20 protein-coding genes and 1 tRNA gene are annotated in these 23,791 nt (G+C 71.3%); 7 read left to right on the top strand and 14 right to left on the bottom strand.

What is annotated here, in order from left to right:
* Positions 1-28: 28 nt before the first annotated feature.
* Positions 29-1,357, bottom strand: a complete 1,329-nt coding sequence (locus NYF13_RS05750; RefSeq protein WP_315657213.1) for an FAD-dependent oxidoreductase — start codon at positions 1,355-1,357, stop codon at positions 29-31.
* 111 nt (positions 1,358-1,468) lie between these two features.
* Between NYF13_RS05750 and NYF13_RS05745 the strand changes: the two genes are divergently transcribed.
* From NYF13_RS05745 to NYF13_RS05730, 4 genes are read left to right on the top strand one after another with little or no spacing between them, the layout of a single operon-like run.
* On the top strand, positions 1,469-2,113 hold the full coding sequence (locus tag NYF13_RS05745) for an aminodeoxychorismate/anthranilate synthase component II (protein WP_315654621.1): 645 nt from the start codon (positions 1,469-1,471) through the stop codon (positions 2,111-2,113).
* A 5-nt stretch (positions 2,114-2,118) separates the two neighbouring features.
* Complete coding sequence (locus tag NYF13_RS05740) at positions 2,119-2,931, top strand: ABC transporter ATP-binding protein (RefSeq protein WP_315657210.1); 813 nt, start codon at positions 2,119-2,121, stop codon at positions 2,929-2,931.
* Positions 2,919-3,563 (top strand): hypothetical protein, encoded by a 645-nt coding sequence (locus NYF13_RS05735; protein ID WP_315654619.1) that lies wholly within the window; start codon positions 2,919-2,921, stop codon positions 3,561-3,563. Before NYF13_RS05740 ends, NYF13_RS05735 begins: the two co-directional genes overlap by 13 nt.
* 39 nt (positions 3,564-3,602) lie before the next feature.
* The gene (locus tag NYF13_RS05730) at positions 3,603-3,806 is read left to right on the top strand and encodes a hypothetical protein (RefSeq protein WP_315654618.1); all 204 of its coding nucleotides are present in this window, start codon (positions 3,603-3,605) and stop codon (positions 3,804-3,806) included.
* 62 nt (positions 3,807-3,868) lie between these two features.
* Here NYF13_RS05730 and pknB read toward each other — a convergent pair whose 3' ends face one another.
* The 7 genes from pknB to NYF13_RS05695 form a co-directional block, all read right to left on the bottom strand.
* The gene (pknB, locus tag NYF13_RS05725; RefSeq protein WP_315654616.1) at positions 3,869-5,863 is read right to left on the bottom strand and encodes a Stk1 family PASTA domain-containing Ser/Thr kinase; all 1,995 of its coding nucleotides are present in this window, start codon (positions 5,861-5,863) and stop codon (positions 3,869-3,871) included.
* Complete coding sequence (locus NYF13_RS05720; protein ID WP_315654615.1) at positions 5,860-7,158, bottom strand: protein kinase domain-containing protein; 1,299 nt, start codon at positions 7,156-7,158, stop codon at positions 5,860-5,862. The genes pknB and NYF13_RS05720 overlap by 4 nt, the downstream gene beginning before the upstream one ends.
* Before the next feature lie 3 nt (positions 7,159-7,161).
* Positions 7,162-8,625: a penicillin-binding transpeptidase domain-containing protein gene (locus tag NYF13_RS05715; protein WP_315654613.1), complete on the bottom strand. Its 1,464-nt coding sequence runs from the start codon at positions 8,623-8,625 to the stop codon at positions 7,162-7,164.
* Positions 8,622-10,118 (bottom strand): FtsW/RodA/SpoVE family cell cycle protein, encoded by a 1,497-nt coding sequence (locus NYF13_RS05710; RefSeq protein ID WP_315654612.1) that lies wholly within the window; start codon positions 10,116-10,118, stop codon positions 8,622-8,624. The genes NYF13_RS05715 and NYF13_RS05710 overlap by 4 nt, the downstream gene beginning before the upstream one ends.
* A complete protein-coding gene (locus NYF13_RS05705) occupies positions 10,118-11,527 on the bottom strand; it encodes a PP2C family serine/threonine-protein phosphatase (protein WP_315654611.1) in 1,410 nt (469 codons plus the stop codon). Before NYF13_RS05705 ends, NYF13_RS05710 begins: the two co-directional genes overlap by 1 nt.
* A complete protein-coding gene (locus NYF13_RS05700) occupies positions 11,524-11,985 on the bottom strand; it encodes an FHA domain-containing protein (RefSeq protein ID WP_033291485.1) in 462 nt (153 codons plus the stop codon). Before NYF13_RS05700 ends, NYF13_RS05705 begins: the two co-directional genes overlap by 4 nt.
* A gap of 101 nt (positions 11,986-12,086) precedes the next feature.
* Positions 12,087-13,355 (bottom strand): DUF3662 and FHA domain-containing protein, encoded by a 1,269-nt coding sequence (locus tag NYF13_RS05695; RefSeq protein WP_315654608.1) that lies wholly within the window; start codon positions 13,353-13,355, stop codon positions 12,087-12,089.
* A 130-nt stretch (positions 13,356-13,485) separates the two neighbouring features.
* Here NYF13_RS05695 and NYF13_RS05690 point away from each other — a divergent pair.
* Together NYF13_RS05690 and NYF13_RS05685 are read left to right on the top strand one after the other, a co-directional pair.
* Positions 13,486-13,568, top strand: a tRNA-Leu gene (locus NYF13_RS05690).
* 322 nt (positions 13,569-13,890) lie between these two features.
* Entirely contained in the window at positions 13,891-15,933 is a 2,043-nt protein-coding gene (locus NYF13_RS05685) for a hypothetical protein (RefSeq protein WP_315654607.1), read from the top strand.
* Here the strand turns inward: NYF13_RS05685 and NYF13_RS05680 are convergent.
* On the bottom strand, positions 15,889-17,223 hold the full coding sequence (locus NYF13_RS05680) for a hypothetical protein (protein ID WP_315654606.1): 1,335 nt from the start codon (positions 17,221-17,223) through the stop codon (positions 15,889-15,891). The two genes, NYF13_RS05685 and NYF13_RS05680, sit on opposite strands and share 45 nt — an antisense overlap.
* Before the next feature lie 290 nt (positions 17,224-17,513).
* On the opposite strand from NYF13_RS05680, the gene NYF13_RS05675 reads away from it, so the two are divergent.
* A complete protein-coding gene (locus NYF13_RS05675) occupies positions 17,514-19,541 on the top strand; it encodes a hypothetical protein (RefSeq protein WP_315654604.1) in 2,028 nt (675 codons plus the stop codon).
* On the opposite strand, the gene NYF13_RS05670 is transcribed toward NYF13_RS05675, so the two are convergent.
* The 5 genes from NYF13_RS05670 to NYF13_RS05650 form a co-directional block, all read right to left on the bottom strand.
* Positions 19,507-21,114, bottom strand: coding sequence for a hypothetical protein (locus NYF13_RS05670; protein ID WP_315654603.1), 1,608 nt, complete (start codon positions 21,112-21,114; stop codon positions 19,507-19,509). The genes NYF13_RS05675 and NYF13_RS05670 overlap by 35 nt on opposite strands.
* Positions 21,115-21,172: 58 nt before the next feature.
* On the bottom strand, positions 21,173-21,508 hold the full coding sequence (locus NYF13_RS05665; RefSeq protein ID WP_315654602.1) for a hypothetical protein: 336 nt from the start codon (positions 21,506-21,508) through the stop codon (positions 21,173-21,175).
* A 37-nt stretch (positions 21,509-21,545) separates the two neighbouring features.
* Positions 21,546-22,292: a trypsin-like serine protease gene (locus NYF13_RS05660; protein ID WP_315654601.1), complete on the bottom strand. Its 747-nt coding sequence runs from the start codon at positions 22,290-22,292 to the stop codon at positions 21,546-21,548.
* Positions 22,293-22,435: 143 nt separating this feature from the next.
* Entirely contained in the window at positions 22,436-23,191 is a 756-nt protein-coding gene (locus NYF13_RS05655) for a trypsin-like serine protease (protein WP_315654600.1), read from the bottom strand.
* Between the two features lie 119 nt (positions 23,192-23,310).
* Positions 23,311-23,685 carry an FKBP-type peptidyl-prolyl cis-trans isomerase gene (locus tag NYF13_RS05650; protein WP_315654599.1) on the bottom strand — a complete coding sequence of 125 codons (375 nt, stop codon included), beginning with the start codon at positions 23,683-23,685 and terminating at the stop codon, positions 23,311-23,313.
* Positions 23,686-23,791 lie beyond the last annotated feature (106 nt).

Below are 23,791 nucleotides of genomic sequence, written 5' to 3'. Positions count from 1 at the left end.
TCGGCGGAACGGGCCGGCCCGGCGTGACTCACAGGAGCCGGGAGACGCGCACCATCTCTTCGCGCTCCACGACCTTGATCCGCTCGCGGCCGTGTGGCTCGCCGAGGGAGCGTTCGTGCGCGTCGAGCTTGCTCCAGCCGTCCCAGGTGGTGAACGCGATGCCGCGGGCGGCGAGGAAGTCGAGGATCGCGTCCGGCGAGCTGTACTTCGGGGTGGCCAGGGTTTCGGCGTCGGCCAGCAGGCTGGCCACGGTCTCGGCGGCGTCGCCCTTGGTGTGGCCGATCAGGCCGATCGGGCCGCGCTTGATCCAGCCCGTCACGTACACCCCGGGAAGCTGGTTGTCGTCCAGGTCCAGCACCCGGCCGGCCTGGTTCGGCACCACACCGGCCACGTGGTCGAACGGGATCTCCGGCAGGTGCGTCGAGAGGTAGCCCACCGCGCGGTACACCGCCTGCACGTCCCAGTCGTGGAACTCGCCGGTGCCGCGGACGGTGCCGTCGCCGGTGTACTCCGTGCGCTCGGTGCGCAGCCCGGTCACGCGGCCGTCTTCGCCGAGCACCTCGGCCGGGGAGTGGAAGAAGTGCAGGTGCAGCCGCTTCGGGCGGGCGCCCTGGTCGCGGATCGCCCACTCCTGCAGGGTCTTCACCACCATGTCGATCTGCTTCGACGCCCGCAGCGCGGCGACGCTGCCCTCGTCGAACTCGATGTCCTCGGGCTGCACGATCACCTCGACGTTCGGCGAGTGGTCGAGCTCGCGCAGCTCCAGCGGGGTGAACTTGGCCTGCGCCGGGCCGCGGCGGCCGAACACGTGCACGTCGGTGACCGGGCTGGCCTTGAGCCCCTCGTAGACGTTGGCCGGGATGTCCGTGGTCAGCAGCTCGTCGGCGGTCTTGGCCAGGATCCGGGCGACGTCGAGGGCCACGTTGCCGACGCCGAGCACCGCGACCGAGGTGGCCTCCAGCGGCCAGGTGCGGGGCACGTCGGGGTGACCGTCGTACCAGGAGACGAAGTTGGCGGCGCCGTGGCTGCCTTCGAGTCCGGCGCCGGGGATGTCCAGCGGTCGGTCGGCCATCGCGCCGGTGGAGAAGATCACCGCGTCGTAGAACTCGCGCAGCTCGTCGAGCTTGATGTCGGTGCCGTAGTCGATGTTGCCGAGCAGGCGGATGTTCGGGCGGTCCAGCACCTTGTGCAGCGCGGTGACGATGCCCTTGATCCGGGGGTGGTCGGGGGCGACGCCGTAGCGGATCATGCCGAACGGCGCGGGCATCCGCTCGAACAGGTCGATCGCGACCGTGCCTGAAGCGTCGGACTTGTCCAGGATGTCGGCGGCGTAGATGCCGGCGGGGCCCGCACCCACGACGGCAACGCGAAGAGATCGGCTCACGCTACCCAAGGTAAGTTAGGCTGCCCTAATTTTCATTGTGATCTGGCGTACGGTCCACCAGGTGGGAGTCGCTAAGCTGAGCCCATGCGCGTACTCGTCGTCGACAACTACGACAGCTTCGTCTACAACCTGGTGCAGTACCTGGCGCAGCTCGGCGCCGACTGCACGGTGTGGCGCAACGACGTGGTCGACCTCGAGCGCGTCCCCGAGTTCGACGCGGTACTCGTCTCGCCCGGCCCGGGTACGCCCGAGCGCGCCGGTCAGAGCATCGAGGTCATCGCGAAGTGTGCCGAGACGGGCACGCCCATGCTCGGCGTCTGCCTCGGCCACCAGGCCCTCGGCGTGCACTTCGGCGCCACCGTGGACCGGGCGCCGGAGCTGCTGCACGGCAAGACCAGCCAGGTGCGCCACACCGGAGCCGGCGTGCTGGCCGGGCTGCCGGACGAGTTCACCGCCACCCGCTACCACTCGCTCACCGTGCTGCCGGAGACGATTCCCGAGGACGTCTTCGAGGTCACCGCCCGCACCGGGTCCGGGGTGGTGATGGGCATGCGCCACCGCTCGCTGCCGCTGGAGGGGGTGCAGTTCCACCCCGAGTCCGTGCTCACCCAGGGCGGCCACCGGATGCTGGCCAACTGGATGGCCGCGGCCGGGCATCCGGTCGAACCCGCGCTGGTCGAGGAGCTGGAGCGCGCGACCGAGGCCCTGCAGAAGGCCGCCGCTGCGTGAGCCCGCTGCTTCGGCTCACCGGCGTCGGCAAGCGCTACGGGGCCGGCGGGCCGGTGCTCGACGGGGTCGACCTGTCCGTGCCCGCGGGCCGGGTGGTCGGCATCCTCGGCTCGAACGGCTCGGGCAAGTCCACGCTGCTGCGGATCATGGCGGGGGTCTCCCGCGCGAGCAGCGGGGTGGTCGAGGGACGGCCGTCGGTCGGCTACCTGCCGGACCGGTTCCCGGGCGGGCAGCGGCTGAGCGCGCGGGCGTACCTGCGGCACATGGCGCGGATTCGCGGATTGGCCGACTTGTCGACAATCGATCCGCTGTTGCGCCGGTTGGCGCTGGTCGGTGGACCGGACGCGCAACTGCGCACGCTGTCGAAGGGCAACGCGCAGAAGGTCGGGCTCGCCCAGGCGGTGCTGCCCCGGCCGGAGCTGCTGATCCTCGACGAGCCGTGGTCCGGGCTCGACGTCGGCACCCACGCGGTGCTGGGGGAGCTGGTGGCCGAGACGCGGGCGCGCGGCGCGAGCGTGGTGTTCACCGACCACCGGCCGGAGGTGGTGCGCGAGCACGCCGACGAGGTGCACCGGCTCGACGTCGGGCAGCTCACGCCGTCAGCCGCCCCGGCGGTGGACGGTGCGCCCGGGCCGGCCACGCGGATCGTGCTGTCCGGCCCCGGCGGCGACTGGACCGGCGAACCGGGTGTGCGGCACGTCCTCGCGGAAGGCACGCGGGTGGTGCTCACCGTGGACGCGACCAGCGCCGACGCCGTGCTGCTGCGCGCGCTTTCGGGCGGCTGGTCGGTGCGGGAGGTGGCGCCGTGCTCGCCGTGACCCGGTACTACCTGGCGCTGCTGGGCCATTCCCAGCGGTACCTGCCGGCCCTGCTCGCCTACCTCGCGGTGTGCGTGATCCTCTACTCCGACCCGAGCTCCCCGGTGCTCCCGCTGTACGGGGTGAGCGGCGGCGCGATGCTGGTGGTGGCCTGCTGGCTGACCATCGCGCTGCTCGACATCGAAGACCCGGTGCAGCTTCTGGTCACGCTCAGCAACGCCGGAGGGCGCCGGAGGACCATCGGCGGGGCGCTGCTGACGGTGTCCGGCTGCTCGGCCGGGCTCACGCTGATCACCCTGGGCTGGTCGGTGGTCAGACCGTGGCGGCTGCACTGGGATGCCCTGGGCGTCGGCCTGCTGACCCACTTGGCCTGCGCGTTGCTGGGCATGGCGATCGGGCTGCCGTGCTCGCGGCTGCTGGTCTCGCGGATCGGCTGGACGGTGCTCGCCGCCGTGCTCCTGCTCGGAGTGGTGCTGCTCGGCCAGTGGGTACCGCTGGTGCACCCGCTGATCCACGCGCTCACCGATGGTGACAGCTACGGCGGGCCGCTGATCCTGGCCGTGCTCACCTCGGTGGTGGCGGTGCCGGCCAGCGCGACGGTGGTCGGGTGGCTCGCGGACCGTCGGTCCTGATCCGGTCCGGTCGACCGGCCGCCGGGGGTGATCGGCAAGGTGCATTCGGCAGCCCGGGCGAGGGGAGAGCCGTGCCGCTCGCTGTTCGGCTGGCTGCGCCGGCGCCGTGGTGACCAGCAGGTCTGGCTCAAGGTGAAACGCTCCGGCGCGGTCGAGGAACTCGACCTCGACTGCGGCGCCGGCAGCGACGCCGACGTGGTGCTCGCCCGCGTCCGGGACTTCCTCGACCAGCCTTGGTCTTGACCAGCCCTAGCCCGGACCGGAAAAGGGCCCGCACGGCGAACCGTGCGGGCCCTTTTCCCGGATCACGGGCGCCTGGTCGGCAGACCCCAGCCCGGCGGGCTGCCGTTGCCGGTCGGGATGAGCGGGGTCGTCGTGGGACTGCTGCTGCTGTCGGACTTGATGTACAGGATGATGGTCTGGTCGGCCGCGATGGTCGAGCCGGCCGTGGGATTCGTCTTGACCACCGTGTTCGGGTCGCCGCTGCCGGTGGTGACCGTCTGGGTCTGGGTCTGTCCGTGCCAGCCCATGCCCTGCAGCGTCTGGGTGGCCTGGTCCTCGGTCTGGCCCTTCAGGCTCGGCATCTGAAGCTGCGTCACGCCCTTGGACACCGAGAGCGTGACCGTGCCGCCGTTGGGCAGGTTGCCGCCGTTGGGCCGCTGGTCGACCACCTGGTCCTTCGGCTGGGTCGAGTCCACGTCGGTCCGGGTGACCTTGAAGCCGGCGTTCTGGAGCTGGGACTTGGCCGCGTCGTAGGTCTGGCCGACGACGTTCGGCACCTGCTTCTGGGCCTGCTGAATGCCGATCGTGATGGACACCGCGGTGCCCTTCGCGGCCGTCGAGTTCGCGGTCGGCATCTGCAGCGTGACCTTGTCGACGTCGTTCGGGTCGTCGGCGATCGCGGTGTTGATGTCGCCCACCGTCAGTCCCGCGTCCTGCAGCTTCTTCGAGGCGTCGTCCTTGGACAGGCCCTTCAGGTCGGGCACGGTCGTGGAACCGGGGCTGACCCCGACCGTCAGCTTGATCGGTGTGCTGGTCGACACGGTCGCACCGACCGCCGGGTCGATCGCGAGGACCTGGTTGACCTGGTCTTCGGTGCAGCTCATCTGGCCGGGCTGCGGGGTGATCCCGCAGGTGATCTGGGTCTGCGGACCGAAGTTCTGGAAGCCCTGGTCGTTGAGCGCGGACTTCGCCACGACCACCGTCTGGTGCACCACCGGGGGGATGGTGGCCGTCTTGTCGGTCTCCTTGAACGCCCCGTTCAGCAGCATGATCAGCAGCACCACACCGACCAGGAGCACCGCCAGGATGACCCCGATGATGATCCGGCGCCGGCGCTTGGCGGCGGGGTCCTCTTCCGGCTCCTCGGCGTACTCGTCGTACCGCTGGGGCTGGCGCCGGTCGGTGTCCATCACCTGGGTGCGCTCGTCCTCGGACATCACCATCGGCGCCGAAGGGCGCTGGCCCGAAAGCGTGCGCACGAGGTCGGAGCGCATCTCGGCGGCCGACTGGTACCGGTTGGCCGGGCCCTTGGCCAGCGCCTTCAGCACCACCGCGTCCAGCTCGGGCGTCACCGCCGGGTTGACCGAGGACGGCGGCTTCGGGTCCTCCCGCACGTGCTGGTAGGCCACCGCGACCGGGGAGTCACCGGTGAACGGCGGCTCGCCGGTGATCAGCTCGTACAGCACGCAGCCGGCCGCGTAGACGTCCGAACGGGCGTCGACCGCTTCGCCGCGCGCCTGCTCCGGGGAGAGGTACTGCGCGGTGCCGATCACGGCCGCGGTCTGGGTCATGGCCGACTGGCCGTCGTGCATGGCGCGCGCGATGCCGAAGTCCATCACCTTGACGGCGCCGTTCTTCGTGATCATCACGTTCGCCGGCTTGACGTCGCGGTGGACGATGCCGTGGCGGTGGGAGAAGTCCAGCGCGGCGCAGACGTCGGCCATGACCTCCATCGCCCGCTTCTGCGACATCGGGCCCTCGGTCTTGACGATGTCGCGCAGCGTCCGGCCTTCGACGTACTCCATCACGATGTAGGGCAGCGCCCCGACATCGGTGCTCGCCTCGCCCGTGTCGTAGACGGCCACGATGGCCGGGTGGTTGAGCGCGGCCGCGTTCTGCGCCTCACGCCGGAACCGCTCCTGGAACTGCGGGTCGCGAGCCAGGTCCGCGCGCAGGACCTTGATCGCCACTTCCCGGCCCAGACGCACGTCGTGTCCGTGATGGACCTCGGACATACCTCCGTAGCCGAGCGTGTCGCCCAGCTCGTACCTATTGGAGAGCAGTCTGGGTGTGCTCATCTCTGTGTGCCGTTCCATTCCGTCCAAGGTGTGGTCATGATGCCTTGTTGGCCCCGCTTTTGGCTCGGCCCCGCGCCGACTGTGTCCGATTCCGCAGGACCGCCGGGCGGCTCGAGCGCGGCCGGCGCCGGTCTGCCCGGCAAGGGTTCACTCGTGTCCACGCTTCCCGTCGGCCGGCCGTTGCCCCGGTAGACCGCTCGGGCGACGAAGAAGACCCCGACCGCCAGTACGGCGACGATCAGCACTGCGAGCAGGACCCACCAGCCCCACTGGCTCCGCCGGCGCGGCGCGGCGACCGGTCCGGACGGGAGCGGCGGGTGGGAGACGGGGCCGGGGAGCGGGTGGGAGCCGGGACCGAGCGGCGGGGGGCCGGCCAGGGCGGCCGGAGTGGGCCCGGAACTCATCGGCGGCCCCATCGGCCCCGGGCCGTACGCGGCGTTCACCAGACCCAGCGGCGTCGGCAGGGGGTGCCCGGCGCGGACGGCGGCGACGGCGTTCGCGAACTCGCCGCCGCTGGCGTAACGCTGCCTCGGGTCCTTGACCAGGGTCGCCTCGATGACCGCCCGCGCCCCCGGTGGGACGTCCGGCGGCAGCGGCGGGGCGAGGTCGCGGATGTGCATCATCGCGACGGTCACCGCGTTCTCGGACAGGAACGGCCGGTACCCGGTCAGGCATTCGTAACCGCACACGGCGAGGGAGTAGACGTCGCTGGTCGGCTCGGCGTCGTGACCGAGCGCCTGCTCCGGGGCGATGTAGTGGGCGGTGCCCATCACCATGCCCGAACGCGTGACCGGTGCGGCGTCGGCCGCCTTGGCCACCCCGAAGTCGGTGATCTTCACCTGACCGGCCGGGGTGACCAGGATGTTGCCCGGTTTGACGTCGCGGTGCACCAGGCCCCGCTCGTGCGCGGCCTGCAGCGCGTGGCCGGCCTGTTCGAGCAGGTCGAGGGTGTAGTCGGCGGAGAGCCGGCCGTGCTTGGCCAGGATGCCCGCGAGCGGGTCGCCCTCCACGAACTCCATCACCAGGTAGGCGATGGAGAGGTCTTCGTCCACCGTCTCGCCGTAGTCGTGCACCGCCGCGATACCGGAGTGGTTGAGCGAAGCCGTCATCCGGGCTTCGGTGCGGAAACGGTGCAGGAACTCGGCGTCGCCGGACAGTTCGGCCTTCAGCACCTTCACCGCGACGACCCGGTCGAGCCGGGTGTCGCTGGCCTGCCAGACCTCGCCCATCCCGCCGACGGCGATCCGGTTCGTCAGCTTGTAGCGCTCGGCCAGCAGCTGACCCGAGGACAGCATCCGCTACCCACCCCCGAGGTGCGCGGCGATCGCGGCGCGGCCGATCTCGGCGGCGACGGAGCCACCGGTGGCCGCCAGACCGCGGTTGCCGCCGCTCTCGACGATGACGGAGACGGCGATCTGCGGGTTGTCCGACGGTGCGAACGCGGTGTACCAGGCGTGCGGCGGGGTGTTCTTGGAGTCGGTGCCGTGCTCGGCGGTGCCGGTCTTCGACGCGATCTTCAGCGCCGGGTCCTTGCCGCCGCCCGCGGTGAACTGCTCGGAGGAGAGCATCATGTCGGTCATGATCTGGGCGTTCGCACCGCTCAGAGCCGGGGTGCCGGTCAGCTCCTCCGGCTCGGTGTCCGAGATCGTCGACAGGTCCGGCGCCAGGATCGACTGCACGAGCTGCGGCTTCATCGCCATGCCGCCGTTGGCCACGGTGGCGGAGAGGATGCAGTCCTGCAGCGGGGTGATCCGGACGTCGCGCTGGCCGATGCCGCTCTGGTAGAGCGCGCCCTGCGAGTCGAGCGCGCCGACGGTGGAGGTCGCCACCTTCATCGGCACGGTCAGCGCGGTCTGCCCGATGCCGAAGTTGGCCGCGGTCGCCTTCATCTTGTCCGCACCCAGCTGGCCGGCGAACGTCGCGAAGGGCACGTTGCACGAGTGCGCCAGCGCCTCCTTGAACGTGGAGCCGGGGCAGGTCTCGCCGCCGTAGTTCTCCAGCGTCTGGTTGGTGCCGGGCAGCTTCACGTTCGGCGCGTTGGACACCGGGGCGTCCGGGGCGATCCCGTCGGCCAGCGCGGCCGCGCCGGTGACCAGCTTGAACGTCGAACCGGGCGGGTAGGTCTCGGAGATCGCCCGGTTCAGCATCGGGTTCTTCGGGTCCTGCGAATACTGCGTGTACGCGGTGGTCTGGCTCTGGGTGTGCACCGCCAGCTTGTTCGGGTCGTAGGAGGGCGTGGACACCATGGCCAGGATGCGGCCGGTCTTCGGCTCCATCGCGACGACGGCGCCGGTGTAGCCGCGCTGCGTCATCAGGTCGTAGGCGGCCTTCTGCACCTTCGGGTCGATGGTCAGCTTCACGTTGCCGCCGCGCGGGTCGCGGCCGGTGATCATGTCCGAGAGCCGGCGCACGAACAGCCGCGGGTCGGAACCGTTGAGCACGTCGTCCTCGGTCCGCTCCAGGCCGCCCGCGCCGTAGTTGATCGAGTAGAAGCCGGTGACCGGTGCGTACATCGGGCCGTCGGTGTAGGTGCGGGTGAACTTGAACTTGTCGTTGGCGGCCTGCACGCCGGCCAGCACGGTGCCGTCCGGGGCGACGATCTGGCCGCGCTGGCGCGAGTACTCGTCGTAGAGCACGCGCTGGTTGCGGGAGTCGGTGCGGTAGTCGTCGGCCTTGATCACCTGGATGTAGGTGTCGTTGGCCAGCAGCAGGACGATCATCACCAGCATCGCCATGCCGACCTTGCGCAGCGGGGTGTTCACGACTTGCTCCCGTCACCGTTGATCAGGCCCTCGGCCACCGGGCGCTGCACCATCACGGTGTGCGCCTCGGCCAGCGGGGCCTGCTGGGGCTGCGGCTTCGGGCGCACGGCCGGGCGCCGGGCCGCGTCCGAGATCCGCAGCAGCAGGGCGACGAGGATGTAGTTCGCCAGCAGTGAGGAACCGCCTTGGGACAGGAAGGGCGCGGTGATGCCGGTCTCCGGGATCAGCGCCGTGACGCCGCCGACGACCACGAAGATCTGCATGACCACGGTGAACGCGAGGCCGCCGCCGAGCAGCTTGCCGAACGTGTCGCGCACGGCCAGCGCACTGCGCATCCCGCGCATGGCCAGCAGCAGGTACAGCATCAGCACCGCGGCGAGGCCGATGAACCCGAGCTCCTCGCCGATCGACGCGGTGATGAAGTCGCTGTTCGCCTCCGGCACGATGTCCGGCCGCCCGGAGCCGAGGCCGGTGCCGCCGACCCCGCCCGTGCCGAGGCCGAACAGACCCTGGGCGAGCTGGTACGAGCCGCCCCGGGCGTCGTAGCGCGGGCCCAGCGGGTCGATGAAGTTCTGCACCCGCTGCTGCACGTGGGTGAAGAGGTTGTAGGCGATCACGCAGCCCGCCGCGAAGAAGCTCAGGCCGACCACGACCCAGATCACGCGCTCGGTCGCGACGTAGAGCATGACCAGGATGATGCAGAAGTACAGCAGCGAGGTGCCGAGGTCCTTCTCGAACACCAGGATGCCGACGCTGGCCGCCGCGGCGATCAGGATCGGGCCGAGGTCACGCGCGCGGGGCAGCTCCACCCCGAGGAACTTCTTGCCCGCCACCATGAACAGGTCGCGTTTGGACACCAGGAACGAGGCGAAGAAGATCATCAACAGGATCTTCGCGAACTCACCGGGCTGGATCGAGAAGAAGCCGGGGAGCAGGATCCACACCTTCGCGCCGTTGACCTCGGACAGGGACGAGGGCAGCACCGCCGGCAGCGCGAGCAGGCCGATGCCGAGCAGGCCCGCGGTGTAGCCGTACCGGGTCAGCGTGCGGTGGTCCTTGATCACGATCAGCACGACCACGAACAGCACCAGCGAGATGACCGTGTACAGCACCTGGTTGGTGACGGCCGGTTTGAAGGCGGAGCCCTGCTGCAGCGCCTTCTCCGCCTTGGCCAGGTCGATGCGGTGGATCATCACCAGCCCGATGCCGTTCAGCAGCGCCACGCACGGCAGCAGCACCGGGTCGGCGTAGGGCGCCCAGCGGCGGACGGCGAGGTGCGCGGCGGTCAGGATGGCCAGGTAGGACAGGCCGAGCCACAGGATCGAGAGGGTCAGCTCCTGCTCCTGGTTGGCCTCCACCAGCACCAGGGCCAGGGTGACGATGAACGTGGCGAAGGCCAGCAGCAGCAGTTCGGTGCCCCGCCGCGTCGGGAGCTCGCGCGGCGGGTTCGTCGCGAACTGGGCGGACAGCGGGTCGGCCGACGGCTGGCCCATCAGTTACCGCCCCCGCTCGGCGCCGTACTCGACGTCGAGCAGTCCCTCCCCGCAGGCTGGTTCGCCGACGAAGCCGGAGCGCTGCTGGCCGGGGCCGAAGCGGAGGTGCTCGGGCTCGGCGGACCGCCGGGCGCGGTCGGCACCCCCGAGGCGGGGCCGACCGGGGTCCCGGCCGGCTCGCAGTCGGCCAGCTGCTTGTTCCGGCGCAGGAAGTCGTCGATGTACTTGCGGGCGTCGTCCAGGCTCTCGCGCTTGACGCCGTTTTGCACCGCGATGCGCGCGACCTCCTGCAGGGCCGGGGTGCGCAGCTTGTCCGTGCAGAGCTGGCCGGGCGGGCACGAGCCCTGCTCGAAGCTGTGCAACTGGATGCCGAGGATGCTGCCGGGGACGCCGCGGTAGATCACGACCTCCTGGTCGGGCCCCTCGCCCACGTAGTACTGGCTCAGCACGAAGTACCGGGTCGCGATCGCGGCCGCGGCCAGCACGACGAGCACCACGACCACGCCCACCAGCCAGCGGAACCGCTTGCGGCGCTTGGCCTTCGGGTCTTCCTCGAGCTGCTGCGGCTCGGTCCGCTGCGGCGGGGGCGGCTGGGTCAGCGCCCGGGCCCGCGCGGCGGGCGAATCGCCCTGGTGCCGCTCGTCGCTGCCGTCGCCCGCGGCGCCGCCGACGATCGGGGCGTCGTCACCGAAGTCGACGTCGACCACGTCGGCGATGATCACGGTGACGTTGTCCGTGCCGCCGCCCTTGAGCGCCAGCTCGATCATCCGATCGGCGCAGTCCTGCGGGTCCTTGATCAGCACGGCCTCGGCCATGGTCTCGTCGGAGACCATGCCGGACAGGCCGTCGGAGCAGATGAGGTACCGGTCGCCCGAACGCGCCTCGCGCACGGTCAGGCTCGGCTCCACCTCGTGCCCGGTCAGCGCCTTGAGCAACAGCGACCGCTGGGGGTGCACCGCCGCCTCCTCGGGCGTGATGCGGCCCTGCTCCAGCAGCTCGTTCACGAAGCTGTCGTCCCGGGTGATCTGCGCGAAATGCCCCCCGCGCAGCAGATAGGCCCGGGAGTCGCCGACGTGCACCAGCCCGAGGCGGGTGCCGGCGAACAGGACGGCGGTGAGCGTGGTGCCCATGCCGTCCAGATCGGGGTCCTGGGAGACGAGTTCGGCGATGGCGCCGTTGCCGTTCGACACCGCCTCCCGGAGCTGGGCGAGCAGGTCGTCGCCCGGCTCGTCGTCGTCGAGGGGGGCGAGCGAGGCGATGACGACCTTGCTGGCCACCTCACCGGCCGCGTGGCCGCCCATTCCGTCGGCGAGCGCGAGCAGGCGGGGGCCGGCGTACACGGAGTCCTGGTTGTTCGAACGAACCAGGCCACGGTCGCTGCGGGCTGCGTAGCGGAGGACGAGAGTCATGGGCGAAGCTCGATCACCGTCTTGCCGATCCGGATGGGGACTCCGAGCGGGACCCGGAGGGGTGCAGTGACCTTAGCCCGGTCGAGATAGGTCCCGTTCGTCGAGCCCAGATCTTCCACGTACCAGTCCTCACCGCGCAGGGCGATCCGGGCGTGCCGCGTCGACGCGTAGTCGTCGTCGAGCACCAGCGTCGAGTCGTCGGCGCGGCCGATCAGGATCGGCCGCCCGTCGAGCGCGATGCGGGTGCCGGCCAGCGCCCCGTGGGTCACCAGCAGCTGCTGCGGGGCCTTGCTGCCCCGCGGCTTCTTCTCCTTGCTGCGACGGAAGCTCGGCACCTGGACCCGCAGGCCCGAAGCGGCATACAGATCCGAGCGCACGACCCGCAGCGCGGCGAACACGAAGAGCCAGAGCAGCACGAGAAAGCCCACCCTGGTGAGTTGAACGACCAGCTCTGGCACTTGTTGTGTCCGCTCCCGACTCTGCCTGCAAGCCGCGGTGCGCGCGCACCGCGGATCCCCCCGCACGACAATTCTGCGGGAACCCCGTCTCCGTCGGTCGGTCAGCCCTGGGTTCGGAAGACCAGGGACGAGTGCCCCACCCGGATCACGTCGCCGTCGGCGAGCTGCCAGGTCTGCACCGGCGTGCCGTTCACCGTGGTCCCGTTGGTGGAGCCGATGTCGGCGAGCGTGGCGCTCTGGCCGTCCCAGGTGATCTCCAGGTGCCGGCGCGAGACGCCGGTGTCGGGCAGCCGGAAGTCCGCGTCCTGGCCCCGGCCCACCACGTTCCCGCCCTGCTTGAGCGAGTAGGTGCGGTTGGAGCCGTCGTCGAGCTGCAGGCTCGCCGCCAGCGCGCGGCCCGCCGCGGGCGCGCCCGGCTGGCCGTAGCCGCCCTGCTGGGCGTACGGGTCCGCGGCCGGCTGTCCGTACGCCGCCTGCTGGCCGTACTGGTCGTAGCCGCCGCCCTGCTGCTGGCCGTAACCCTGCTGGTCGTAACCGCCCTGCTGCTGGCCGTAGCCCTGGTCGTAGCCGCCTTGCTGGGGCTGGCCGTAGCCCTGCTGGTCGTAGCCGCCGCCCTGCTGCTGGCCGTAGCCCTGGTCGTAGCCGCCCTGCTGGGGCTGGCCGTAACCTTGGTCGTAGCCGCCCTGCTGCTGCTGGCCGTAACCCTGGTCGTAGCCGGGCTGCTGACCGCCCTGGTGGGGCTGGCCGTACTGGTCGTAGCCGCCTTGCTGGGGCTGGCCGTAGCCCTGCTGGTCGTAGCCGCCCTGCTGCTGCTGGCCGTAACCCTGGTCGTACCCGGGCTGCTGGCCACCCTGCTGTCCGTAGCCGTACTGGCCCTGCTGGCCGTACGGGTCACCCTGTTCGTATTGGCCGTATCCGGGGGGCTGGCTCATTGCTGGGTCTCCTGCGTTGCTGGGTCGTGCCGACCGTGGCGAGCCACCGGCCCCACTCGCGCGGGCGTCGGGATCGACGGACGAACGGGTCTTGAACTGTCCAGTATGCAGCGCCTCGTTGCGCTCGAGTGATACGACGACGTCACCATAGGTGTCCCAGCCGTGCTCGGCGAGGTGTTCCGCCACGGCTTTCGCGAGAACCCCGGTGACCCGCTGCTCGTCGCCGGCCATGCGTTCGTGGTCAGCCTGCCCCAAGGACACGATGTAGTGATTCGGGGCGAGCTGCCGACCGCCTGCCAGCTCACGAACGTTCTCCTCGCCTTCCCGCTCGAGCGCGACCGCCACTTCCTGCGTGACGACGTTGCCACCGAACATGCGCGCGAAGGTGTTCCCCACGAGGTTCTCGAGCCGCCTGTCGAAGCGCTCTACGCGACCCACCGGGGACTACCTCCTCACACGTGTGCTTCCGCGCCGATCCTATCCGGGCGAGGAAGCCTCGACACGGCCCCCGGTGAAACCCGCTGAATCCGGCTGCTAAGCTTTGCTGGCTGTCAGAGAGAAGCAACTCGGGCGAGTGGCGGAATGGCAGACGCGCACGGTTCAGGTCCGTGTGTCCGAAAGGACGTGAGGGTTCAACTCCCTCCTCGCCCACCGTGGTCAGAGGCCCCTTCCGCTAGCGCGGAGGGGGCCTCTTCCCGTTGGGGAGGTCGTCATTGCTCCCGGGGGCCGAGCCCCCGGACCCCCACGGTGCGGGGGGTGCGGAACCAGCGGGGTGGGGCGTAGGGCGCGGGGCGCCCGGGCCCCGGTGGGTAGGGCGTAGGGCGCGGGGCGCCCGGGCCTCGGTGGGTGGGGTGCGGGGCGCCCGGGCCTCGGTGAGCGGGGGCGGAGGGTGTGAGGCGCCTGGGGCCGGTGAGTGGGCTTGTTGGGGAGTGCGTGGGTGTTTTTGTGACGGGGGTCTCGGTAGGGTGGGTTGGTGGCGGGGCGCAACGAGGTTGGGGTGGTGGGCGGCGGCGCGCGGGTGGTTCAGGCCAATTCGATCGGTCAGGTCATCCCGTCCGGTTCCGAACCGGTGGTGCCGCGTCAGTTGCGGCGGCCCGTGGTGAAGCTGGTCGGGCGCGATCAGCCGGTTCGGTACTGCGCGGAGCGTGCGGCTCTGCCGCTCCTCGTGATCGACGGGATGCCGGGGTCGGGGCGGCGGGCGCTGGCCCGGGAGGTCTCGTGGCGGCGGCTGGCGGATTTCCCCGGCGGACAGCTTTACCTCGATCTGGCGACTTTTCTGGTCGACGGGGAACTGGTGGTTCCGGCCGCGCTGCGCGGGTTGCTGCGCTCGATGGGCGTCGATGATTCGGTGATGCCGCCGGACCCCGAGCTTGCCGCGTGGTGGCGCACCAAGTCCGCGGGGTCGCGGCTGCTCCTCCTCGTCGAGAACGTCACCGAGGCGGAGCAGGTCCTGGCTCTGCTGCCCGGCGGGGACCACAGCGTGGTGATCGCCGCGGGGCGGGTGGAGTCGCGGGTCCGGGTGCGGTCGGCCGGTGGCGAAACGCTCGAGCTGAAGCCGCTCGAGCCGGCGGCCTCGGCCGAGTTGTTCGGATGGCTCAGTGGGGTGCAGATCGGGGCCGGGGATGAGGTGCTGGGGCACTGCGGGGGCCTGCCGCTGGCGCTGGAGCAGGCCGCGAACCTCGTTCTGAGCGGGCGGTGCCCGACGCTGGAGGCTCTGCGTGAGCGACTCCGGCGGTCGCGCGACGAGCTGACGCGGGTGTGGCCCGGCGGTAAGCAGGGGGAATCGGTTTTCCAGGCCACGTATCAGGCGGCCGGGGCCGAAGCGCAGCGGATGTACCGGCTCCTCGGGGCGTACCCGGCGGTGGGGATCACGGCCGGGACCGCAGGGGTGCTGGCCGCCGTCGACCGGATCGAGGCCGCCGATCTGCTCACCGAATTGGTCACGCTCCGGCTCCTCGGCCAGGAGGACGGCCGCTACCTCCTTCACCCGCTCGTGCGCGATCACGCCCGGGCGTGTGGTGCCGCCGAGGATCGGGAGGAGGCCCTGCGCCGGGTCGTCCGGGACTTTCGCGAGGTCGCCCACCACGCGGACGTCGCGGTGATGGGTAAGCGGTACCGGGTGGCGGCGGCCCCGGACACCGCGGACCCGTTCGCCGGGACCAAGGACGAACGGAACTCCGAGGCGCTGGACTGGTTCGAGTCGCACCGGCGGACGCTGCACGAGATGCAGGCGATCGCGATGGAGACCGGCCTCCCGGACGCCGGGTGGCAGCTCGCGGAATCGCTGGCGGCCTACTACTTCAACCGCAAGCGGCACGCCGACTCGCTCCAGGTCGCCCTGCGTGGGATCGAAGCGGCGCGCGCGGCGGGCAACGCCGAGGCCGAGGCCAGGCTCGCGAGCGTCGCTTCCCGTCCGCTGTCGGACCTCGGGCGGTTCCCGGAGGCGGAAGAGCTGGTCAACCGGTCGATCGAGCTGGCCGATCGCGAAGGCCCGCTGGTGCTGCGGGCTTCGGTGCGTGAATTCCAGGGCCGCTACCTGGCCTTGGCCGGGCAGCCGGCCGCGGCGCAGGCGGCGTACCGGCGCTCGATCGAGCTGAACGAGCAGGCCGAAGAGCCGCGAGGGGCAGCGCTGGCCCGGATGTTCCTCGGCGAATCGCTCGCCGACGAGGCCGGACTGAGCGAACTCGGGGCGGCCCACCGGTGGTTCGCCGCCCACGACGGGCGGATGGCGGCGCGCGCGTTGCTGGCCATCGGGAAGCTGAGGCTGAAACTCGCGCGGCCGCAAGGGATCGAAGCGGCGGAGGAGGCAGCGAAACTCCTCGGCGAGAGCGGGCTCCACTCGTACGAAGCCGAGGCCAGGGAGCTGCTGCACCGGGAGCTGCCCGACCGGGATCGGGCCCGGGCGCAGCTCGACCGGGCGATCGCGTTGTACCGGTGGCTCGGCAGCCCCCGGGCCGACGAACTGGAGCGGTCAGCGCCGGATGACAACGGTGGTGACGGCGCCGCCCAGGCGTAGCGAGACGGTGCGGTCTCCGGCGCTCCGGTCGGCGTAGAGCGTCGAGGCCAGTGCGGCGGTGTCGGCCGCTCCGGTCGCGGTGAAGGCGTCGCCGGCGGCGGTCACCGCGACACAGCCGTCCGGCGTCGCGGCCGCGGCCAGCTCACAGCGTGGGTGGTGGAGGAGTGTCGTCCGGCACCAGCGTTCCGGGTCTTTGTCCACTGTGGATCGCACCAGCACCGCGGCGTTGCCGATCCGGCCGAGGTTGGTCTCGCGTTCGTCCACGACCGTGTGCCGCCGATCGCCGGGGGCGCGGTCGGTGTCGGGGCGCCACGGCTCGACCGCGCGGGGAAAGCGGTGGAGGGTGAGGGAATCGGTGCCATCCGGGTAGGTGGTGAACGCGAGAACCGGCGCCGGGCGGACCTCCGGGTCGGCGGCCCGCAGTCGCGGGGCCGGCTGCGGTGGCAGTTCGAGCATCTCGTGGACCAGCGCGTGCAGCCGGCCGATCGAGCCGCGGGTGCGGGCGAAGGTCCGTTCGGCGAGAAGCTCCTGCCAGTGCTGTGGCTCGGTTGCTTCCAGCTGGGGACGCAGCGGACGATCGCGGTACAGCCTGGTGGCGCGTTCGCTCAGCAACGCGGCGCTGGTGCCGGGGACGATCTCGGCCCCGGAGGCCGCGAGCACGAGCGGCTTCCCGGCCGCGGCGGCCAGCAGACTGACCGAACCGTGGTCACCGACCACCAGGTCCGCCGCGACGACCGCGGCCTGCCAGCCCAGGTCCGGCGGGAAGAGCAGCAACCCGGACTCCTCGGCCGCGGCGAACCAGGCGTGCAGCTGGAACGGCCGGTAGCGGGACCAGATGTTCGGGTGCAGCACCAGCCCGACGGCGGTTTCGTCGAACGGCATGGCCGCGAGGACCTCCGCGGGCAGCCGCGGCCGGGCTCCGATCAAAGAGCCTTGACCCCACGTCGAGCTCAACAGGACGAAACGGCGATCGCCCACGCCGAGAAGACGTCGGTAATGCTCGCGGTGCGCGGCACTTTCCAGCAGTTGCTCGAGCTGGGGGTCGCCGATCAGCACGGTTTTCCCGGCGGTGGCCGGATTCACCGACCGAAGCTGTTCTTCCTGGGCCGGGTGGGAGACAACCATTCGCACCCGGCCGGAGGCCAGCGCGGTCGCGGGGACCAGCCCGGACAACCGGTCTCCGCTGGATTCGGAATCGGGCACGTACTTGTGGAAACCGACTCCGTGCGGGAAGACCAGCACCGGTCCGCGGAGCCGGGTGAAATCGATGTTCTCACTCGCGGTCAGCACCAGGGCGTAGTTCAGTTTCGCGATTTCGTCCCAGGAATGCAGGCGAACTCCTGCGCGGACGAGCAGTTCCTGAACGCCGCTGCTGAATTCGGAGCCGTTGTCGACGGCGAAGACGAAGCGGATCTGGATCGGTCAAATGTCTGCCACCGGCTTTGCTGCTCCATCGATTTTGCCCAAATCCGTTCTCGAAACGACCAATTGAATACTACCTTCCGCCGGCCGGTGAACGGAGCACCACGGATTGTGACAGCTCGGGTAGCCTGGGTGGACGAGTTCGGAGTTGGGGAGCGATGGGCGAGGGAAACTTCTTCGACGGTTCGGCCGGCAGTGTGTTCCAGGGCCGGGACGTCTACGGCGACGTCCACTTCCACGCGCCGGCCGGGGCATCGGTGTCGTTGGTGCCGCCGGTGCCGGTGCTGGAGCCGCCGCGGCACTACCGGAACAACGAGCGGCAGCTCGACGAGCTGAGCCGGGTGCACGAAAGGGCCCGGGCCGGGGTGGGGATCGCGATCGTGCGAGGGGCTCCGGGGAGCGGGCGCAGCACCTTGTGCGAGTGCTGGGCGTTTCGCCACCAGGATCGGTTCGACGGCGGGGTGTACCCGGTGCGGCTGGGGCGCCGTCCGGTCACCGATGTGCTCGCCGATCTGCTGGCGCTGGCCGGGTACGGCGCGCAGCAGTGGCCGCAGAGCCTGGAGGGGCGGTCCGCGATGTGGCGGGCCTGGAGTGGTGGGCGTCGGATCGCTCTGCTGGTGGACGACGCGATGAGTGCGGCGGAGGTGTTTCCGCTGCTGCCGGCCGGGGCCGGTTCGATGGTGCTGGTCGTCGAGGCGGGCCGGTTGACCGAGCTGAAGACCCGGCACTCGGCCCAGGACGTGGAGCTGGACCCGCTGAGCGACGAGGCCGCCCGCGGGGTGCTCGCCGAGCTGGTCGGGGTCGAGCGGCTCGACGCCGAGCCGGGGCCGCGGGAGGAGCTGATCCGGATCTGCGCCGGTTCCGCGGCCGAGCTGACGGTCGCGGGCGCGCTGCTCGCCGATTCGCCGGGCCGGCCGCTGGAACGGCTGATCGGCCGGATCCGCCGGAAGGGCAGCCTCGCGAGCCCGGTCTTCGACGTCGCCTACGAGCGGCTGCGGGAGGACGCGCAGGCCGCCTACCGGCTGTTCGGCGCGCACCCCGGCGACGGTGACGTTGCGCTGGAAACGCTGATGGCCGTGCTGGGACTGGACCTCGACGAGGCCGAGGACGCGCTCGCCGACCTGGTGCGCGCCAAGCTGATCGAGCCGATGGGCGCCGACCGGTACCGGATGGCCGAGCTGGCCCGGCTGCACGCCGCCGGCCAGGGCCGCCCGCCGTCGAAGATCGTGGCGCACTACGCGCGAACGGCTCTCGCCGTCGCGGAAAAGGTGCTGGCCCGCGGCTGGGCCGCGCGGCTCTGGCCCGGGTTCGAACCGGCCGGGCTCGACCAGGCCGAGGCCCGGCAGTGGCTCCGGACGGAACGGCTGAACCTGGTGGCCGCGGCGGAAACCGCGTATAAGGAGGGCGCGCACGAAGACGTCTGCCGGCTGGCGCTCGCGTTGTGGCCGGTGCACCAGGAGGGCGGTCACCCGGCCGAGATGGTCACGGTCAACCGGGACGCCGCGTCCGCCGCCGGGGCCTGGGGATCGCCGCTCGCCGCGGCCCTGATGTTCACGCAGTGGGGGTTCGCCGACGGGCAGCGCCGGGATTGGGCGAGCGCTCGAGAGCACCACGCGCGGGCCGCGGAGCTGGCCGCGCAGGCCGGGTCGGCCGAAGCCCGGGCGACGGCGGTCGAGTCGCTGGGCCTGGCCTGCTTCGAGGCGTCCGCCCACGAACCGGCCGAAGGGCTCCTCGCCGAGGCGGAGGAGCAGCTGCGGCTCAACCTCCGACTCGCCGAAGAGCTGGGCGAGCCGCGGCGGACGGCGCTGGCCCAGCTCCACCTGGCCAAGGTCGCGGCTCCCGAGGAGGCGGCCGGGCTGCTGGACCGGGCGTCGACCGAGCTGGACCGCGAGCCGGGCAACCGGGTGAAGATCCTCCTGTGGCGTGGGCGGAAAGCCGTCGACGGCGGCCACCGCGAACCGGGGGCCGGCTGGCTGCGGGAGGTTGTCGAACTCGCCGCGACCGGAGGCTGGCACCGTGAGCGCATCGCGGCTTTGCGCGTGCTCGCGGAAGTGGCGCTGGCCGAAGGCGATCGGGAATCGGCGACGGCCCGGGCCGAGGACGCGTTGAACGTGGCCCGGCTACAGGGTTTCACCGCCGAGGCCCTCGACCTCATGGAGTGGCTGGAGGAGCGGTTCCGTCCTTGACCACGCTCAGCCGAACCTCGTGCTGAACGCCTGCGACGGTGAAGCGGAGTTCGGCCGGGAGCTCGCCGTGGTGGGAGTGGAGCAGTGACGGGACGGCTTCGGGCAGCTCCGGGGTGGCGAACCGGACCAGCCGCCCGTCGTGGGCGCCGGCCAGCCAGCTCGTCCCGTCCGGGCAGGCGGCCCACGAGCAGCCGGGCAACGTGGTCAGGGTCGCCACGATCCAGCGGACCGGGTCCGGCACCTGGTCGCCGAGCACCACGCCGGCCCGCTCCAGCAGCCGCGGATCCGGCGCGTCGGTGGTGACCACCAGGTGCGCCCGTGGGGGAGCCGAGGTGCCGTTCGCGGCGTGCCGGACCACCTGGCCGTCGAAGACGCTGACCCACTGCGCGCCGACGGCGGCGGTCCGGATCCGCGGCGGCGCGAACGTGACGAGGGCGGGTGGGCGCTCCGGGCGCGACAGATCGAGTGTCCGGTAGCCGAGTTCGGTGAGCCGGGCCGCGAACTCACCCGGCACGCTCGTGGCCAGCTCGATCACCGCGTCGAGCGCGGGTGGGTGAGCGATGGCTTCGGTGAGCTGGTCGGCCAGGTGGCCCGGCTTCAGCTCGGGCGCGCTTCGCAGCAGCGCGGCGATCGGGGAAGCCGGGTCGACGGTCTCCCGCGGTGCGGTGGCCAGCAGCACCGGGGTGCCGAGGCAGGCCGAGTAGAACGTGACCGAGCCCTGGTCCCCGATGGTCACGTCCGCCGCCACAGCCGCCGGCTGCCACAGTTGTTCCTGCGGCAGGACCAGCACCCCGCTGCGCCGGCCGTCCTCCAGCCACCTCCGGACCTGCCACGGGAAATGGCCCTGGCCGATGTTCGGGTGCAGCGCGAGCACGACCCGGAATTCGTCGAGCGGCAGCTCTCGGGCGATTTCGGCCGGCAGGTCGGGGGCGTGCCCGTACAACGACTCGGGTCCCCAGGTGGAGGAGAGGAGAACCAGTTTCTGCCCGCGCCGGACGCCGAGCTTCTGCCGATAGGTCTCGCGCAGCGGCCTGCTCGCCCGGAGCCGGTCCAGACAGGGATCACCGGCGACGACCGCACGGTCCACCGCCGGCGGGCAGTCGCGCCCGAGCCGATCGAGCTGCTCCTGGTGCGAAAGCACGATGTGCGCGGGGACGACCTCGCCCCGATGCATCAGCCAGGGCTCGGAAAGACCGAACACCGCTTTCCGGTTCCCGTGGTCCAGGAACTTGTTGTAGCCCATGCCGTGGGGGATCACCGTCAGCGGCGCCCGCAGTTCGTGCAGGTCACCCCCGCAGCTGGCGGCCAGCGCCCAGTCGAACTCGGTCCGCACCGCCTCCGGCCAGGGCAGCAGCGGAATGCCCCGGGCGGACAGGAACTCTTCGGTCCCGCGGGTGAAGGCGCTCGAGCCCGGGCAGGTGAACACCGTCTGGATCCGCGGGTCGACGGCGAACAGGGCCAGCACGTCGAGCAGGCGGGTGGCGGCGGTGACGTTGTGGACGACCGCCAGCAGGGTGCGTTCCGTGGACACGGTGCGCCAGCGCGGGGGCACGGGGATCGGCGGAGAGGGCATGGAGAGGGGCATGGAGAGGGGCACGGAGAGCAACCCTGGCGATTGCTCTCCGTGCGACTCAGAAACTGATGTTGCCGTGTACGTCACGGGTCTGGACGACCTTGGCCCCTTCGGCCACGGTGCCCACGTGGTTGTTCACGCTGCCGCCACGGGCGTCCTGGTGGACCTCGAACTCGGCGTGCAGGGCGGCGCCGAACGCGGGGTCGGCGCGGGTTTCCACGTCCAGGCGCTCGGCCAGGGCCGCGATGGTGGCCGGGTCCTCGGGCTTGGCCGCCTCCAGTGTCGCGACGGCCTTCCGGTCGCTGGAGAACCTGCGCTTGACCAGCTCGTACAGGCCGGTGGCGGCCTTGGTCGCGAGCGTGGTGGCGACGGCGGTCAGGATCGGCTCGGGCATCGGGACTCCTCGGGTCGACGGCTCCCGTCCACGGTACTCACTTCGTGTGGTCGGCGATCCAGTCCGCGATGACGTCGACGCGGCCGGTGAGCTCCGGAGTCGTGTGCGGGCAGTCCGGGCCGGTGATCTCGACGGCGAAGAGCTGCCCGCCCGCGCCCGACGGGACGAAGTAGGGCGCCCCGGCGTCGTAGGTGCACGCGCTGGTGGTGGCGGCCGGGCTGACCCCCTTCACGCCGATGGTGGTCCCGGCGACGTTGGCCACCTGCACCGTGCCCTGCTGCAGTTTGCCCGACGGGGCCGGGTTCTTCGCCGTGGTGGCGCCCCAGCCGGCCAGCGTGAGCGTCTGCCCGGTCCCCGGGACCAGGCGGTTCACCGTCAGCGGGGTGACACCGGTGGCCGGGCGGTCGAGGTGCGCCAGCGCGGTGTCGTTGACGCTGGACTGCAGGATGTCGGTCACCCCGCGCGTGACTCCCTTCTCCTTGCTCTCGTCGACCAGGCCGAGGGTGACGTTGGTGGTGTAGGGCACCGGGCCGGACACGCGGTTGTGGTTCACGTCGTGGAAGCAGTGGCCGTTGGTGAGGATCCACTGCGGGGCGACGAGCGAGCCGGAGCAGAAACTCGCATACGTGCCGCCGCCCGGGCGCGGGATGCTCGGCATGGCCAGCTTCGCGGCGAAGCCGAACTGGCCGGAGGGAACGTCCGAGCCGTTCGCGACGGCCAGCGCCGGCGCGGCGGTGAGGAGGGGCAGGAGGGCTGCTGCGGAGACTGCGGCGCGAACGCGCATTGGATCCCTTCGTCCGGGTCACCGGCGGTGCGCCGATGATCGGCCCTCCACGCTAACCGGGTCCGGCGGACTGAGGAATTCCCTCGTCGGGCGAAAGAAAACGGGCCTCGCTCAGCCGCGAGGCCCGTTCGTGTACTTGACTTTCACGCGGTGTGCGCGCAGATCCAGTCCGCGATCACGTCCGCGCGCCCCGTCGTCTCCGGGGTCGAATGCGGGCAGTCCGGTCCGGTCGACTCGACCGCCACGAGCCGGCCGCCGTCCTGGTCGGCGACGAAGTACGGCGCGCCCGAGTCGTACGGGCAGGCGCTGGTCGTCTTGTCCGGCGCGGCGCCGGTCACGCCGATCGTGGTGGCGGCCACGGTGGAGACCCGCAGGGTGCCCTGCTGCATCTTGGCCGACGGCTTGGCGTCCACCGAGCTCAGGCTGCCCCAGCCCGCGAGCGTCACCGACCGGCCGATCGCCGGCGCGGTCCGCTGGACGGTCAGCGGGGTGATGCCGGTGACCGGGCGGTCGAGCTTCGCCAGCGAAATGTCGTTGGTGCCGGCCTGCAGCACGTCGGTGACCTTGCGCGTGACGCCGAGACCGTCGCCCTGCACGGTGGTGCCGAGCAGCACGGAGGTCGCATACGGGACCTGGCCGGAGATCGGCTTGCGGTGCCCGTCGTGGAAGCAGTGCCCGGCGGTGATGATCCACTGCGGTGCGATCAGGGCGCCCGAGCACGCGCTGTCGTAGTGGGATCCGTCCGGCCTCGGGATGCCGGTCATGGTGAGCTTCGCGGCGAACTGGAATCGTCCTTGCGGCACATCGTATCCGTTGGCCACGGCCGAGGCCGGGAGCGCGGTGGCCAGGGCGCCCGCGAGGGTCAGGACGGCTGCGGACAGGACCGCACGAACGCGCATTTCCACCCCTGATAGTGGTTTCGGTCAGGGAAACAACCGGACCCCATCGAGAGCCGCGTTCACCCGAAAGCAGCAAGCCGCCGGAGGGCCCGAAACGGCCACTCCGACGGCTGGGCCCGTCAGTTGACGTCGACGAGGTCGACCACGAAAACGAGGGTTTCGTTCGGCTTGATCACGCCGCCCGCGCCGCGTTCGCCGTAGGCCAGGTGCGGGGGGATCACGAGCCGGCGGCGGCCGCCGATCTTCATCCCGGCCACCCCCTGGTCCCAGCCGGGGATGACCTGGCCGGCGCCGAGCGCGAAGCGCAGCGGCTCGCCGCGGTTCCACGAGGCGTCGAACTCATCGCCGGTGGAGTGCGAAACGCCGACGTAGTGGACGCTCACCGCACTGCCGGGCTGGGCTTCGGTGCCGTCGCCGACCGTGATGTCGGTGATCTCGAGTTCGGCCGGCGCGGGGCCGTCCGGGCGATCGATTTCGGGCTTTTCCAAGGTCATGGCGCTACCGTACCTACGGGCTGTGAGCTGCGCCGATCGGACTACGCCCAACGGCTGGTTAAACGCGAAAAGTCTTCACAAACGGCGCTACTCGCCGGTAGTGTGC

Origin of the sequence: Amycolatopsis sp. PS_44_ISF1 (assembly GCF_032335455.1) — a bacterium.
In the GTDB taxonomy this organism is placed as follows: Bacteria; Actinomycetota; Actinomycetes; order Mycobacteriales; family Pseudonocardiaceae; genus Amycolatopsis.
This window is presented reverse-complemented; position numbering and strand designations above follow the sequence as displayed.